Source organism: Acinetobacter sp. KAM396, assembly GCF_021602765.1.
GTDB classification, from domain to species: domain Bacteria; phylum Pseudomonadota; class Gammaproteobacteria; order Pseudomonadales; family Moraxellaceae; genus Acinetobacter; species Acinetobacter towneri_A.
Window position 1 is genome coordinate 1 of record NZ_BPPH01000024.1, and the last position, 16,505, is coordinate 16,505.

General features: G+C 45.4%; 13 protein-coding genes. All 13 read right to left on the reverse strand.

Going from position 1 to position 16,505, the window contains the following annotated elements; all coding sequences use genetic code 11:
- Positions 1-308: 308 nt before the first annotated feature.
- The 13 genes from L6C30_RS10955 to nirB all read right to left on the reverse strand — a co-directional run bounded on the left by L6C30_RS10955 (position 309) and on the right by nirB (position 16,187).
- Positions 309-1,658 (reverse strand): MFS transporter, encoded by a 1,350-nt coding sequence (locus L6C30_RS10955; protein ID WP_005170866.1) that lies wholly within the window; start codon positions 1,656-1,658, stop codon positions 309-311.
- 318 nt (positions 1,659-1,976) lie between these two features.
- The gene (locus tag L6C30_RS10960) at positions 1,977-2,618 is read right to left on the reverse strand and encodes an ATP-binding cassette domain-containing protein (protein WP_236163085.1); all 642 of its coding nucleotides are present in this window, start codon (positions 2,616-2,618) and stop codon (positions 1,977-1,979) included.
- A gap of 1 nt (position 2,619) precedes the next feature.
- Positions 2,620-3,303, reverse strand: coding sequence for a molybdate ABC transporter permease subunit (modB, locus tag L6C30_RS10965; protein WP_180049389.1), 684 nt, complete (start codon positions 3,301-3,303; stop codon positions 2,620-2,622).
- A gap of 6 nt (positions 3,304-3,309) precedes the next feature.
- Positions 3,310-4,074 carry a molybdate ABC transporter substrate-binding protein gene (modA, locus tag L6C30_RS10970; RefSeq protein WP_236163084.1) on the reverse strand — a complete coding sequence of 255 codons (765 nt, stop codon included), beginning with the start codon at positions 4,072-4,074 and terminating at the stop codon, positions 3,310-3,312.
- 47 nt (positions 4,075-4,121) lie between these two features.
- Positions 4,122-5,363 (reverse strand): molybdopterin molybdotransferase MoeA, encoded by a 1,242-nt coding sequence (locus L6C30_RS10975; RefSeq protein ID WP_236163083.1) that lies wholly within the window; start codon positions 5,361-5,363, stop codon positions 4,122-4,124.
- Positions 5,360-6,283 (reverse strand): bifunctional molybdenum cofactor biosynthesis protein MoaC/MoaB, encoded by a 924-nt coding sequence (gene moaCB / locus L6C30_RS10980; protein ID WP_004646996.1) that lies wholly within the window; start codon positions 6,281-6,283, stop codon positions 5,360-5,362. The genes L6C30_RS10975 and moaCB overlap by 4 nt, the downstream gene beginning before the upstream one ends.
- Positions 6,284-6,353: 70 nt before the next feature.
- Positions 6,354-6,896 (reverse strand): molybdenum cofactor biosynthesis protein MoaE, encoded by a 543-nt coding sequence (locus tag L6C30_RS10985; RefSeq protein ID WP_004646997.1) that lies wholly within the window; start codon positions 6,894-6,896, stop codon positions 6,354-6,356.
- Position 6,897: 1 nt separating this feature from the next.
- On the reverse strand, positions 6,898-7,164 hold the full coding sequence (locus tag L6C30_RS10990) for a MoaD/ThiS family protein (RefSeq protein WP_004280351.1): 267 nt from the start codon (positions 7,162-7,164) through the stop codon (positions 6,898-6,900).
- Positions 7,165-7,166: 2 nt separating this feature from the next.
- A complete protein-coding gene (moaA, locus tag L6C30_RS10995) occupies positions 7,167-8,192 on the reverse strand; it encodes a GTP 3',8-cyclase MoaA (RefSeq protein WP_236163082.1) in 1,026 nt (341 codons plus the stop codon).
- 230 nt (positions 8,193-8,422) lie between these two features.
- Entirely contained in the window at positions 8,423-9,049 is a 627-nt protein-coding gene (locus tag L6C30_RS11000; protein WP_236163081.1) for a molybdenum cofactor guanylyltransferase, read from the reverse strand.
- Entirely contained in the window at positions 9,046-11,823 is a 2,778-nt protein-coding gene (locus L6C30_RS11005) for a nitrate reductase (RefSeq protein ID WP_236163080.1), read from the reverse strand. The genes L6C30_RS11000 and L6C30_RS11005 overlap by 4 nt, the downstream gene beginning before the upstream one ends.
- A gap of 182 nt (positions 11,824-12,005) precedes the next feature.
- Positions 12,006-13,616: a nitrite reductase small subunit NirD gene (gene nirD / locus L6C30_RS11010; RefSeq protein WP_236163079.1), complete on the reverse strand. Its 1,611-nt coding sequence runs from the start codon at positions 13,614-13,616 to the stop codon at positions 12,006-12,008.
- Positions 13,617-13,640: 24 nt separating this feature from the next.
- Positions 13,641-16,187, reverse strand: a complete 2,547-nt coding sequence (gene nirB, locus L6C30_RS11015) for a nitrite reductase large subunit NirB (RefSeq protein WP_236163078.1) — start codon at positions 16,185-16,187, stop codon at positions 13,641-13,643.
- Positions 16,188-16,505: the final 318 nt, after the last annotated feature.

Consider the following 16,505-nt stretch of genomic DNA (forward strand, 5'->3'; position numbering starts at 1 on the left):
GTCGAGGTACGCCAACCAAGCGTTTAAATTCAGAATCTGAAAAACGGTTTAAGTTCTGATATCTCATGAAACTTAGATTGAGGTGGTTTTTACTTTCGCAAGAGATCTAATTTTTTCATCTCAAATTAAACATATAAACTATAAATGATTTTACTTTTATTCGATAAATTCAACCATTCTGTACTTTTTAAATAATATTTTCCTATCCTGAATATATAGCTCATCATTTTATTATTGCGTTAGCAAAAACAACAAAAAGGATATTGCTATCCTTTTTGTCAATTCATTTTATATCAGGGCGTGTTGTGTTATTGCTGTACTTCCGCCAGATGACGTTCAGTCACGGCCTGTTCATATAAACGCTGTTCTTTTTCTTTATGCTCGACAGAGAAACGGATCATCAACACACAACTTGCAGCAATCACCACCAAGCCACCCAGTACCATCAAAGTGGTTTGAATATCCAGCATGCCTTTTAACAGGAAACCCGCAGCCACCGCGCCGACATTGCCACCTGCTCCAATAATACCGGCCACACCGCCCAAGGCATCACGGTCGATAAAAGGCACCAGTGCATAGGTAGCGCCACATGCCATATGGGTAAACAAGGCAAAGATGGTCATAGCCATAATAGCCAAGGTCGCGCTGTTCATTTGCGAAAACAGAATAAGAAACAGACCTTCCAGCATGATCAAGGCAAACAGGACTTTGGTTCGACCATCCAGACCTTTTTGAATCGCAACTTTGTCTGAAACAATGCCACCCAAGGCACGGGCAAACAATGCCAGTAAACCAAAAATCCCGGCAGCCATGCCTGCTTCTTTTAGGCCAAACTGGAAGTTGTCGACAAAGTACAAAGCAATAATGTTATGGATGAAAATTTCAATACCAAAACAGGCTGCATAAGCGCCAAACAAAATCCACACACGGTAGTTACGTGCGGCATGCATTAAGATGGCAAGGCCGCCTTTTTTATCGCTACCAACAGAAATACCTTCAGCACGGAGTTCTTTAAAATTGCCTTGTGGACAGTCTTGGGTGAATTTCCAGTACAGTACACCGACAATGATCATCAGAATACCCGGAACCAGAAGTGCAATTCTCCATCCCATTGCCTGTTCTACACCGAACATCACCAAAGCAGCCAGCATTAAAGGCATCAGGGCTTGAGTCGCACCGCCACCGGCATTCCCCCAACCTGCTGTAGTTGCATTTGCCGTTCCCACCACATTTGGCGCAAACATGATACTGGTATGATATTGAGTAATCACGAAGCTGGCACCGATGGCGCCAATCAATAAACGGAAAAACAAGAAAGATTCATAACTGTTGGCCGACGCCACACCAAACACCGGAATACTGCCAATAATCAGTAAGGCGGTATAGGTTTTACGCGGACCGTATTTATCACACAACGGCCCCACGATCAGACGCACCAGAATTGTAATGGCGACTGCGGCAATATTGATATTGGCGATCTGCTCTTTGGTCAGGCTGAATTCACCGGCAATCACTGGCATTAACGGTGCACAGGCAAACCACGCAAAGAAACAGACAAAAAAAGCGAGCCAACTCATATGGAAGGCCCGCATCGCTGAACTACTGAAGTTAAATAGACTTATTTTTGTTGCTTTATTGAGACTTGTATTTGAAGACATAGCCATTTCCTTACCAGAACTGAACGTATTTAAGTCACTGTGATGCACAAGGCATATCAGTAACGATCAGAACGGACGTCATTGGCCGTCATACAAATGTAGAGTCTTCTTTGACTTTAATTAGATATATGCATAGGTCATGCCAGATTACTTTTAAAATAAAATAAGATATTGTTTTACATAAAATAATTTACATTCAAGCTCTTAAATTAGATGTTTCTTTCTTAAAAATAGATATCTTCTGAGGCATTATGAGCAAAACAGCGAGAGGATGACCCACTCGGAGTCATTGCTGGTTTAAATCGGTGCAGCATTGAATCAGACTATTTTTCCCTTTTCAAAATGCAGCATCTGCGCCTCTAAATACGCCACTTCATCTATATGATGAGTCACATAAATCATGGGTAAGTTTGTTTGATTAATCACAATTTTCAGAAAAGGTAAAATCTGGTTTTTCAGCTTTTGATCCAGTCCATTTAAAGGTTCATCCAAAAGTAATAGATCGGGAGAAGATAAAAGTGCACGTCCAATAGAAACGCGCTGTGCCTGTCCACCAGAAAGTTGATGCGCCCGATGCCGAAGTAGTGGCTTTAATTCGAGTAACTCCACAATGTCTTCAAACATAAATTTCTGCTGATTTTTATTTTTTATATTTAGCTGTTCTGCATATTTCAAATTCTGCATGACATTCAGATGCGGAAACAGTAAGGCTTGCTGAAAAATCAGGGCTATTTTTCTTTGATGAACAGGAATATTTAGTTTCTGCTGATGATCAAATAATATTTTTTGCTGGAAATGAATAAAGCCGTGTGATGGTTTTAATAGCCCTGCAATATTTTTTAAAAAGGTGCTTTTTCCACTTCCCGATGCCCCCACAATACCAATCAACTGCGTCTGCATATCCAGATTGGCCTGTAGCTGGAAATTTGCGTAATTAAACTGAAAATCACACTTCAGCATCTTAGCCCTCCAATTTACGTTGATACTTCTGCATGATCCAGTAATTTGCAATCAAGGCTGAAAAAGCCAGAATCAGAGATAAAATGACCAAACGCATAGCCATACTTTCTCCATCAGGCTGTTGTAACAGGCTATAAATGGCGATGGGAATGGTACGGGTTTCTTCTGGAATATTGCCAACGAAGGTAATCGTGGCACCAAATTCTCCCAGACTGCGGCTGAAACATAAAATGCTGCCGATTAAAATTCCAGGCAAAGCCAGAGGCAGGCTAATGCTACAGAATACCCGCCATGGTGTGGCGCCCAAAGATCCTGCCACCTGTTCTAACTGCCGGTTGATCATTTGAAAAGACAAGCGAATTGGTTGAACCATTAAAGGAAATGCCACAATCATTGCTGCCAGTACCGCACCTTTCCAGTTAAATATCAGCTGAATTCCCCATTTATGTAGATATTGCCCCAGCATACCCTGATGACCAAATAGCAGGAGCAGAAGATAGCCCAGTACTACCGGCGGTAGCACCATAGGCATCTGCAATATTGCCTCTACGAGAAATTTGGCCCTGAATTCATAACGCGCCAGTAACCATGCTACGGCGATAGCAAATGGCAGACACACCGCTGTGGCAAAGCCCGCTACTTTGGCTGAAAGCATCAAGGCACTCAGTTCTTCTGGTGTAAGCATGAGCAGTTAGCCTACCTTAAGCTTAAAACCATATTTCTGGAAAATCTGCCTGGCCCTTGGACTCGTCTGGATAAATTTAGAAAATTGGACTGCTGCCTGATTTTTCTGGCCCTGCCGGGTTAAAGCAATCGGGTACACAATCGAACGATGTGTTCTGGCTGGAAACACCCCTGAAATTTTAACTTTTTTACTCATCAAGGCATCAGTTCTATACACAATACCGACCTGACATTCGCCACGTTCTACAAATGCGAGAGTTGAACGGACGCTATCCGTACCGACAATTCTGCCTCGAAGCTGATTCAACCAGCCCAGCCTGGTTAAGCTTTGTTTGGCATATTTTCCAGCAGGCACCGATTCCATTTGTCCGGTACATAAATAACCCTGAAAGGCTTTCGCAAAATTAAAGTCAGCTGACATTTTAAATTGATTTTTTTGCTGAATAGAACTAATCAATACGAGTTCATTCAAAAGCATAGGTCGAATCTGACCGATCTGAATTTTTTGTTTCTTGATCAGATCATTCATCCAGTCTAGGTCTGCAGAGAAAAATAGATCACTGCTCGCTCCCGCCGCAATTTGTTTCGCCAATACCGAAGACGCAGCAAAAACCGGAACGATCTGGATGTCCTGATGCTGTTGCTCATATAGTCTGGAAATATCAGTAATCGCATTGGTCAGGCTGGCTGCGGCATATATTTTAACTGTTTCGGCATACAGCATGGGGCTAGTCAACAGCACGCCAGTGAGTAGAACTTTGAATAAATCCATCTTTCTCATTCTATGTGATTCGAATATTGAGAATTGCGACAGGCATTTCAAATCAGTAAACCCTGTACCACATGCCCGGCTTGGATTTCTGTTGCTGCCGGAATACGTACCAGACAATTGGCCTGCATCAGATTACTCAACATATGCGACTGCTGTTTCGCCAGGCTTTTGAGCTTTAAAGTACCCTGATCAAATTCTGCAGCCATTCTTAAAAAACGTTCACGTGCATCCGCTTTCAAATCATGTGTCATTACCGCACTAAGCCATGCAGGTGACTGCTTTTGCCCTTGTAAGGCATTCAGTAAAGTTGTCGTATAGATTTGCATCCCGACATACACAGCAGCCGGATTTCCCGGCAAACCCAAGAGATAACAGTAACCTTGATCATCTCGACGATACTTGGCAAATAACATCGGTTTTCCGGGCTTCTGCTTCACTTTCCAGAAAATCTGCTCAAAACCCTGCTCCAGGGCAACAGGACGAATGAAATCATAATCACCCACCGAAACCCCGCCTGTGGTCAATATGAAGTCGTATTGGTTTTTAAGACGATGTATTAACGTTTGCAGCTCATACTCATTATCTGAAACATGCAGAATATCTACGTTTTGACCCTGTGATTGAAACCAGGCCTGAATCAGTGGAGCATTGGCGTCAAAGATTTTTCCGGAATTCAGGTCTTCAATGCTGGAAGCGACTTCATCTCCAGTAATCACAACAGCAATTTTAGGGTAACGATAGACTGAAACCTGCTTTACGCCTGCCATGCTCAAAGCAGCAATTGCACCTACATGCAGTTTTTGACCTGCATCTGCCAGACGCTGCCCTTGTGCGATTTCCTCGCCTGCATCACGTATATCCGTATGAGGCTTTAGGTCTGTTGTAATAATGATTTGATTGGCATGGCATTTGACAATTTCCTGACGGGCGACCGTTGTAGTTCCTGCTGGAATCCTGGCACCGGTAAAAATCCGGACCGCCTGACCTGGCCGCAGTTCAATTTCAGTACTTTGCCCTGCCCGAATCTCTCCAATGAGTTCAAAAGTGCTGTGAGCACTAACATTTTCTGGACTGCAAAGCGCATAGCCATCTACAGCACTTTGTGAAAACAGCGGCAATGGAATAGCCGAATCAATCGCTTTTGCCAGATAGCGATTCAGAGTCTGAACAAGCGGCAGGCTTTCAGTTGCCAAGACATTCGTCTGCTCAAGTATCATCTGTAGTGCCTGATCAACAGAAATCAGTCCCGGCTCAGCACCGCAGGCTGAATGCGATATTGCCTGATTCATTGATAGCCCCCCGCATGTGGGATATTTTTTTGCACATCAAACAAGTGCACCAAAGCCGGAAGTACCGCGATCAGAGATTCTTTCGCACCCTGACGACTTCCCGGTAGGGTCATCACCAGACTGTTCTCAATATAGCCAGCCACGCCACGACTTAATGCTGCATAAGGGGTACGTTTTTGCCCAAAACTACGTGAAGCTTCCATTAAACCGGGAATTTCCCGTTGCAGCAAAGGTTGTAGGGTTTCGACGGTCAGGTCTTTAGGACCTAAGCCAGTACCGCCCACAGTTAGAATCAGCGGATACTGATTTTTCTGCTGTTCAATCAGGGTCAAGAGCTGTTCTGGGCTATCGGGAATAACCTGATAACTAATAGAATCAAAATTGGCTTCTTTTAAAATTTCCATTACGTTTTGTCCGGCAGTGTCCGGCTTTTTGCCTGCTGCAACCGTATCGGACAGCACAATAACCGAAGCGGACAGACTCTCTTTAAGTACGCGGGTAAAATGTGATTTTCCGCCTTTTTTCTGCTGCAACCTGCATTGATCCAGCGACAAATCTTCCGGTTCACAATGCGGCTTCAGCATGTCATACAAGGTCAGACCTGCCAGACTGACCGCTGTCAAAGCTTCCATTTCCACACCAGTTGGTCCAATGGTTTCAACGGTAGCAATAATTTCGACATGTGCATCACACAGTTCATATTCCACATCGGCACGATAAATCGGCAATGGATGGCAGAGTGGAATCAGCTCATCGGTCCGTTTGGCACCTAGAATGCCGGCAATGCGTGCTGTTTTCAGGGCATCACCTTTTTCAGTATTGCCATTACGTAGCAGCTCAATGCAATGTGGCGGTGCATGCAGGATTCCAGTGGCAATTGCTGTACGGTAACTTTCTGCTTTCATCCCTACATTTTTCATGATTCATCCCAGGCTAATTTTTAAAATCTGTTTTAAAGTGATTCATCTTATGCATCCTCATTGGACGCATTTAATTAGATGGTGATTGGCAAGCGTGTTCTGCTACATGGTGATGGTGACAATGCGCTTCTTCTGCATGATGAGAGTGATTAGTTTCAGGTCCATGATCTTTTCGAATACAACAGCCTTCCACATACTGGCTGCTACCATCCAGATAAAACTCTTCTTTCCAGACCGGAACCTCATGCTTCACCCGTTCCACAGCTTCCTCACAGGCAGCGAAGGCCTCACGACGATGGGCCGCATAAGCCATAGCAATAATGGCTGTTTCCCCAACCTCCAGCTCACCAATACGGTGCACTACCCGCACATAAGACACCTGGTATTTGATCTGGATCTGCTGTTCAATTTCACGAATCATTTTTTCAGCCACAGGCGCATAGGCGGTATATTTCAGGGCACGCACAGCTTTCCCCTGATGATGGTTACGTACTGTTCCGACAAAGATGCCGATTCCACCACATTCCGGAAAATGCTGAATACCATCAAAATCCTCCAGACTAAAAGCAGTCTGCTGGATTCGGGCAAATTGTTTTAGTGACTTGAGTTGCATCTCAGCCTCCTGCTACCGGCGATAACAGCACCAGCGTACTGTCACGATTTAAAACATTCTGTCTGGAAATAATGTCTTCACCGATTGCACAGGCACAACGTTCCAGCATGGGCTGTATATCGGGATAGAGGGATAGCAACTGGTTCAGGACTTCAGAAACATGAATTTCAGACTCGCATTGCAAATTTAAATCTGCGGGAATTTGTCGTTCAATCGCACCGAAGGCTTCTATTTTGATATGAATTAATTTTTGCTGAGTGAGTGACATATTTACCCTCCAATGCTGTGCATGCTGATTTTTCGGATCGGCTTTTGTATTGGTGATTGCTGGATCGCATGGAAGCCGGCCTCTTTATGCCAGATATAAGCGTGGAGCTTGTGCTGAAATGTCTGTGTGGCGAAATGATCCAGCGCCAGTTGTTCGATATCTGCCTTAAGGTTCAGGCCTTGTCTGGCAAATAAACAGTTATAAAATTCACCTTGGGCATTGAGGCGCAGACGGTCACAATCACTGCAAAATGAATGGGTAATGGTGGTAATAATCCCCAAAGGCTGCCCATTGACCAAATAGCCACGGGCTGGATTGGCGCCTTGTCCTTGAGATACCCGGACATCAAATTCGGTTTTCAGTTGATCCAAGATATCTTGCTCACTGATGACATCAGACGGATTCCATTTCTGATCGCCATCGAGGGGCATAAACTCAATAAAACGCAGTTCTACAGCCTGATGCTGTGCCCATTTCACCAAAGGAATAATCTGATTGTCATTGATGCCTTTGATCAGCACACTATTGATCTTGACGGACAACCCTGCCTGCTGCGCAGCAGAAATTCCTTGAAGTACAGGCTGTAACTGTTTTTGGGTCAGTTGCTGAAACTGCTTTGGATCAAGACTGTCCAGACTGATATTCATGTCGTCCAGTCCTGCCTGTTTAAGCGCCTGAGCATAATCTTTTAAATAATGGCCATTGCTGGTCATGGAAATACGTTTCAGGCCAAAGGCTTTCAATGTCTGTAAGCGGGCAATAAAATGAACGATGCCTTGACGCATCAACGGTTCGCCACCCGTCACCCGGATCTGCTCAATCCCGTGTCGCACCATAAACTCGCAAAAAGCATACAGGGCTTCAAAACTGAGCAAATCTTTTTTATTCATCCATTCCGGATGTTCAGGCATGCAATAGCTGCATTTGAAATTACAACGGTCAGTCACCGAGATCCGCAACTTACGTTTCTGGCGTCCAAACTGATCCTGAAAGATACTGCGAGGTGCTAAAGCTGTCATGCTGTTCATTGCTGCGGTCCATGATGAGATCTGCACGGTTATTTAACAGTCTTGATTTACTACCCTATTTCTTCACAATGAATGAGCAATAAGTGTTCCAACTTTGCACAAATTTATGTTTAATGAATATTAATGGGTAATATTTGTTCTTTTTTAGTCCAAAAGTTCGCTCGAAAAATAAAAAAAGCAATATTTTGGTGAACCAGAATATGATAATTCGACTTTTAGCATTTTAAACGCTAGAGAAAGTTAAGCTGTTGATGCTGCTGTAGCTCATCAAATGAATTAATACTGTGAAAAAACAGGGCACGATTTTTAAAGCTTGCCCGCTGCATGTGCATGTCAGCAAAACAGAGTTTTAAACTGTGCTGATCATTTTCAAGATGTTGTATAAGCGTGGGTAAGCTGCTGTGTTTCATCAGACAGAATGGAAACAATGCCTTTTCATTGATTTCAACTACCGCCACTTCACATAAGGGATGTCGTTGCAAGGCCTGATGTAAACGTGAAATGACCTTTTTGGGAATATAGGTCACGTCACAAGGTACGAACAGCACATAATCAGATTGTACATGTGACCAGGCACTCTTCATGCCCATCAATGGTCCATGAAAGCCGGGTTCATCGTCCTGATAAAAATCAATCGAAGGAATCATCCGTTTATAAATAGAGTGATCCCGATGGCTATTGACCCAGACTTTGCTTGCCCGGGACTTCAGTTGCTGATGGATTTTAATCAGCTGGATTTCATCATCAAATTTGTGCAGCAATTTATTGATGCCATTCATGCGCCGCGCTAAACCTCCGGCCAGAATCACCACGTCGGTTTCCGGATAAGACACCGTTTTAACTGCTTTTCTTTTCATTCTATGTACTCCGTCTGGCAGGCTTTAATCAGGCCTCTAATTTCTGGCAAACATGAACCGCAATTTCCTCCGGCTTTTAGACATGCAGTCACCTGTTTTTCATGCGTGATATTTTTATCTTTAATGGTTTGAATAATTCGGTTCTTGCCGACCTTAAAACAGCTACAGACCAATGCCCCTTCACTATTTCCCATCGACATGGCCTGACCTGCCAGCAATGCTTTACGATGCAATGCACTCAGACGTTCACGTCTAAACAGGCCAGCCACCCAGTCACGATCTGGCAATAGTGCCGCCGGTGCGATATAAAAACTGGCAATTAACTGGCCATCCTGAAGCACCACACTATGACTGATATGCGCCGTTTGATCTTCGAGATTCAGCCATTCAAAGCTTTCATCATCAAAGGCTAACAGGCTCTTGATCTGCCCGGTGATGTCAGAAAAACGGCGACGGTCTGCCAATTCATAACGGATGGCCTGAGTGGTTTGAATTTTGCTCCACCACACCGTATTTTCAATCATGGTCTGAATCTGCTGTTCAAAGCCTTCCCGTACATACAACACGCCCTGCCACTGGGTATAAAACGGCTGGATCATCACCGGAGTATGCTTAAATTCTGGCTCGCCAGAAATCGGGTCAACCACCGGATTCACCACTTTTCCAATCCGCGCATCGGACGCAAACTGGTCGTTCCAGTGAATCGGTGCAAAAATCTGGCCACGTCGCATATTTTGTGAAAATTGCACACGGAGTACACAACTTCCCCAAGCGGATTTCACCTCGACCAGCTCGGCATCTTTCAGGCCATATTTTAGCGCATCGTGCGGATGCAGCTCACAATAAGGCTCGGCACGATGCTGGGATAAACTGGCAGATAATCCGGTACGGCTCATGGTGTGCCATTGATCACGAATGCGTCCGGTATTTAGAATCAGAGGATATTCAGCAGAAATAGCATGTACCGGATCGGCTGCAATCGTCGGCACCAATCTGGCTTTGCCATCTACATGACTAAACTGGCCTTGACTAAATAGTTGACCAATCTGATGAACTTCTTGCTTATCCCAGACCGGCCACTGAATCGGTGCCAGATTCTGATATTCCGCAAAACCGAGATGAGTTAAACCTTGCAGGTTGAAATAGCGGAAATTTGGCGTATCTGCGCGTTGCGAAAGTGAACCATTCTGATAGGCAGATAAACGGGCATGTTCCAGAAAAATGTCATGGCTATTTTTAAAGTCAAAACCGCGAAAACCTAAAGCTTTAGCCACCCGGGAAATAGTCCACCAGTCTGCTTTGGCTTCACCCGGAGCCGGCAAAAAAGCCTTTTGCCGAGAAATACGGCGCTCCGAATTGGTAACTGTGCCATCTTTTTCGCCCCAACCCAGTGCCGGTAACAGTACATCGGCATATTGCGTGGTATCGGTGTCGAGACAAATATCGGAAACCACCACAAATTCACATTTCTCCAGAGCGCGTTTAACCTGATCTGCATCGGGCAAACTCACGATCGGATTGGTGGCCATAATCCAGATGGCCTTGATTTTCCCGCTTTCCACTGCTTGAAATAAATCTACTGCTTTTAATCCGGGCTGCCGCGCGATAACCGGGCTTTGCCAGAAATCCTGCACCAGTTGCTGATGCTGCGGATTATCCAAATCCAGATGGCTGGCCAGCATATTGGCCAGCCCCCCGACTTCCCGTCCACCCATGGCATTCGGCTGTCCGGTCATGGAAAAAGGTGCTGAACCGGGTTGGCCTATTTTTCCTGTCAATAAATGACAGTTGATAATGCTATTGGCCTTGTCTACGCCTTGAGAGGATTGGTTTACGCCCATGGAAAACAGGCTCATGATTTTTTCGGTCTGGGCAAATTTCTGAAAAAATAAGATTAATTTTTCAATAGCAATACCGGTACGTTTTGCCACGCTTTCAAGTGATGACTCTGTCAAGCTGCTGGCAAGCGCCTGCTCCAGACCTTTCGTATGTCGCGTAACAAAATCAAGATCGGCATGACCATTTTGCTGAAGATACTGCAACAAACCATTAAACAGCGCGACATCCTGACCCGGTAAAATCGGCAAGTGTAAGTCTGCCGCTTCACAGGTTGCAGTAAAGCGCGGGTCAATCACCACCACAAATAAATCCCGCTCTTCTTTAGCTTTCATAATGCGCTGATAAAGCACCGGATGGCACCAGGCGGTATTGGAACCCACCAAGACCACCATTTCTGTCTGCTCAAAATCTGTGTAGCTGGCCGGTACCAAGTCTTCGCCGAAAGCCCCTTTATGTGCCGCCACAGCAGAAGACATACACAGTCTTGAATTGGTATCAATATTGGCAGTACCCAGATAGCCTTTTACAAACTTGTTCACCACATAATAGTCTTCAGTCAAAAGCTGGCCGGAGACATAAAAGGCGATGCTGTCACGTCCATACTGATCAATACATTGCTGAAATTTATTGGCAATACTTGAAATGGCATGATCCCAAGTGCTTATTTGCCGCTGCTCTTTTCGACCTGTTATCGGATGTAGAAGCCGGGTTTTTAAGCCAAGTGTATCGGCAAGATGACTGCCTTTAATACACAACTTGCCCAAGTTCGCAGGATGCTGAACATCGCCTTCAATCTGAACCTTTTCACCCATCGAGGTTTGGCTTACGTGCGCGATGACACCACAGCCTACTCCACAATAAGGACAGGTCGTCTGAGTGGTTTTTATTTGGGATTCAGTAGAGCTATGTAGTTCCATAACCGGAATACTATTCATTGCTGCTGCGCTCCTTAATCATCCAAATTCACTTGTTTCACCAAAACGCTGATATCTAGCTTTTACAGGTTTGATTTAAATTTTTTCTATGTCTTAAATGCTTTAATTCTCCCCAACCCTCCTTTAGCAAAGGAGGGAGGTTCCCCTCTTTATCCAAGAGGGGTTGGAGGAGATTTATCCGATTACACTGCCTTTTTGAATGCAAAATCCCGACCAAAAAGCAGTTTGCTGCGGATATTGCTAATTGGTGTCTGGTCCGCAATCAGTTCTGCATACCAAGCTCCATCTTCGGTATCGCCAAATAGCACAGCACCAATGACCTTGTCCTGCTGGATAATGATCCGTTTATAGATTTGACGTTTTTCATCATTCAGCACGATATCTTCAAAATCATCCTGAGGTTCAAAATTTCCGGCCGAGAAGACATCACATCCATTGACCTTGAGTTGGGTCGGAACAGTCGGTGCCTTAAAGGTCAGTCGGCCATGTTCAGCCAGATGCGTCGCACAGATAAAGGCTTGTCCCCATAAGGGTTCAACCAATCCAAAAGTCTGACCACGATGCTCAATACATTCACCCACTGCATAAATACTCGGGTCATAGGTTTGCATGGTGTCATTCACCAGTACTCCACGATTGCAGCGCAAGCCAGCCTGTTCAGCCAGAGTTTTATTTGGTCGAATCCCGACGGCAAAAACTACCAAATCAGCATCCAGCACTGTCCCGTCTTTTAAACGCAGTTGAGTCACGTGGCCGTCTATACCGAGCAGCTCTTCGGTGTTGGCTTCAGTGATGATTCGGATGCCTTTATCTTCAATTGATTTTTTCAGCATTTGACTGGCTTTCATATCCAGTTGACGATCCATAATACGGTCCATCAGATGCAGCACAGTTACATTCATCCCCTGCTGCTTCAGTCCATAAGCTGCTTCTAGACCCAGCAACCCACCTCCAATCACGACGGCATTTTGCTTGGTTTTGCAGTAATCCAGCATGTGGTTAACATCCTGAATATCCCGGAAGCTAATCACGCCTTCAAGTTCAGCACCTGAAATTGGTGGTATAAAGGGTTTGGAACCAGTAGCGAGGATCAGACGATCATAAGCAACGATTTCACCTTTTTCGGTATGAACCTGCTTACGTGAACGGTCGATAGAGCTGGCAGCATCTCCAGCGATGAATCGAATGCCTTTTTCGGCATACCAGTCGGCTGAATGCAGCATAATTTCTGCAAAGCTTTTCTCACCAGACAATACCGGTGACAACATGATCCGGTTGTAATTGCCCCATGGCTCTTCCCCAATCACGGTCATGTCATAACGATCTGGCGCCATATCCAGCAAGTCTTCCAGACAGCGCATGCCCGCCAGCCCATTTCCGACCAGTACCAGTTTTAAACGCTCTGTGTTCTGACCATTACTGGAAATATAGGTCTTTTGTGGAGTCGGACTCACCAGAACTTTGCCATTTTCAATTCGGGTTGGAAATACCAGTAATTTCTGGTCTTGCTCTTCCAGACAACGGCCGGTCACCAGACTGAAATGCTGCTTATAAATTGGGGATGCGACTACACGCTCACCTTGCAGATCACCCAGAATGCCACGTGCCATGACATTGGCCAGACTAAATGGATCTTGATTGCTGAGTGCATACACCCGCTGTTCCTGACCCACGCGAAAAATTGCAATCTGCTGATCTTCAATCAGGGCTGCCACACCGGTATTCGGAGTGATCTCATCCAGATTGCAGACTTCGTACCAGTTCAGTTCGTTCATGTCTTTTAAAATTGTCATTTTCATTCTCCCTGACTGTGGTATTTAGGCTTCAACCACTGGAATACGGTTTAAATCACGTTCAGCTTCTGTCTTTGGACGAATCTGGCCACGTACAGGTGCAAACTGAATATGCGGGTCATTCTGCTCGGCTGCTTTGGCATTAATAAAAGTCTTAAAGCGTTTGCGTACTTCAGGATCTTCAATCGCGGTGCGCCATTCATCCTGATAAGTGCCAATCACATGCTGCATACGGTTTTCCAGTTCAGCAGCAATGCCTAGTGAATCATGCACAATGACATCTTTCAGATAGTCCAGACCGCCTTCCATATTGTCACGCCATACGCTGGTGCGCTGCAGACGGTCCGCCGTCTGGATATAGAACATAAAGAAGCGGTCGATATATTTGATTAGGGTGGAAGTATCCAGATCCGAAGCGAGCAGTTCAGCATGGCGCGGTTTCATGCCGCCATTGCCGCATACATATAGATTCCAGCCTTTTTCGGTGGCAATGACACCGACATCCTTGCTCTGTGCTTCTGCACATTCACGGGTACAGCCGGATACTGCCATTTTGGTTTTATGTGGTGAACGCAGGCCTTTATAACGATTCTCCAGGAAAATCGCCAAGCCGACAGAATCATCGACTCCAAAACGGCACCAGGTACTGCCCACGCAAGATTTCACCGTACGTAAGGATTTGCCGTAGGCATGTCCAGACTCGAAACCGGCATTGATCAGTTTTTCCCAGATTTCAGGCAGTTGATGTACCTGTGCACCAAACATGTCAATTCGTTGTCCGCCCGTAATTTTGGTATATAGACCATAATCTTTGGCGATCTGACCGATGGTAATCAGGCCATCCGGAGTAATCTCGCCGCCTGCCACACGTGGCACAATCGAATAAGAACCATCTTTCTGGATATTGCCGAGGTAGTAGTCGTTGCTATCCTGCAAACCGGCATGACTTGGTTTTAGCACAAAATCATTCCAGCAAGATGCCAGAATATTGGCTACAGTCGGTTTGCAGATATCACAGCCCATGCCGTGCCCATGTTGCTGAATCAGGTCAGAGAATGTCTTGATTTCATGCACGCGTACCAGGTGATACAGTTCCTGACGTGAATAGGCAAAGTGTTCGCACAGGTGATTGTTCACCGTGACACCCTGACGCTGTAATTCAGATTTGAGAACCTGCGTTACCAGTGGTGCACAGCCACCGCACGCCGTTGCAGCCTGTGTGCATTTTTTCAGTGCACCCAATGAAGTTGCACCACCATCAATGGCTGAACAGATATCCGCCTTGGAAACGTTATTACATGAACAGATGGTCGCACTGTCAGGCAATAAATCGACACCACTGCCACCCGATTTGGAAGTTGACTGATTAAAGCCCGGCATGATCAGGCTTTCCGGTTGCTCCGGTACAGCCAGACCATTCAGCATCATTTGTAAAAGATCGCTATATTCTTTGGCACAGCCCACCAGCACCGCACCGAGTAGCTTGGTCTTATCTGCTGACACCACGATTTTTTTATAAACCTGCGCGGCTTCATCAGCATAGAAATAGCTCAAGGCACCTGGGGACATGGCATGTGCGTCACCAATAGAAGCAACATCCACGCCCATCAGTTTGAGTTTGGTGCTCATGTCTGCGCCAGCGAATGCATGACTCTCTTGGCCCAGTACATGTTTCGCCGCGATACGCGCCATGTCATAGCCCGGTGCAACCAGACCATAAATTTTATTGTCCCAAAGTGCACATTCACCAATGGCATAAATGTCCGGATGTGAGGTCTGGCAATAATCATTAATGATGATGCCGCCACGCTCACCAATCAGCAGACCACTCTGGCGCGCCAGTTCATCACGCGGACGAATACCGGCCGAGAACAGAATGATGTCAGTTTCAAGTACCGACCCATCTCCGAACTTCATTACATGCTGGGCGCTGTCACCATCTTCAATGCTTGATGTGGCCTTTTGAGTATGCACCTTGACACCCAGGTCTTCAATTTTAGAGCGCAGTACCCGGCCGCCCAGATCATCAATCTGAACCGCCATCAGACGCGGAGCAAATTCTACGACATGGGTTTCCAGATTCAGATCTCGCAGCGCTTTTGCTGCTTCCAGACCCAATAAACCGCCGCCAATCACCACGCCGGTTTTTGCATTCAGGCTAGCTGCACGAATGGCATCAAGATCTTCAATGGTGCGGTAAACAAAACAATTCTGACGGTCATTGCCCGGGATTGGCGGTACAAAGGCATAAGAGCCGGTGGCAAGAATCAACTTGTCAAAACTCAGCACATCACCCTGGCTGGTGGTGACGGTTTTATTGAGCTGATCAATTTCAACTGCTTTGGTATTAAGACGCAAATCAATGCCATAGGCATCGGCAAAATCACTACGACAAAGACTGAGGTCTTTAACTGTCTTGCCGCTAAAGTATTCAGTTAAATGTACCCGATCATAAGCCAAATGCGGCTCTTCCGCCAAAATGGTCAACTCGACGTCATCACCGGCCTGTTCAAGTACAGATTCGATGAATTTATGCCCCACCATGCCATGCCCAATCATGAGAATTTTCATATCTGCACTCCAATTACTGTTTTTTTAAAGATGATAAAAAGCCACATATCAAGTCTAGGCATTGATATGTCTGCTGATTGAATATGTTGTAAAGACCGCGTCCTGGCTGCTTGTCTTGCTGGACGAAAGGTTGTAACGCTGATGCGTTTTGTATTGCTGAACAACTGACCATGTCATTTATCCTGTGCTGAACGAAACTTCAATCACACTCCTTGAGAGTGCGATTACGATCAGAACGGACATCGTTGGCCGTTGTTAGTATTGAAAGTCATCTTTGACGATTTAATAAAAGCATAAATCGTGCCAACTTCTATTAAA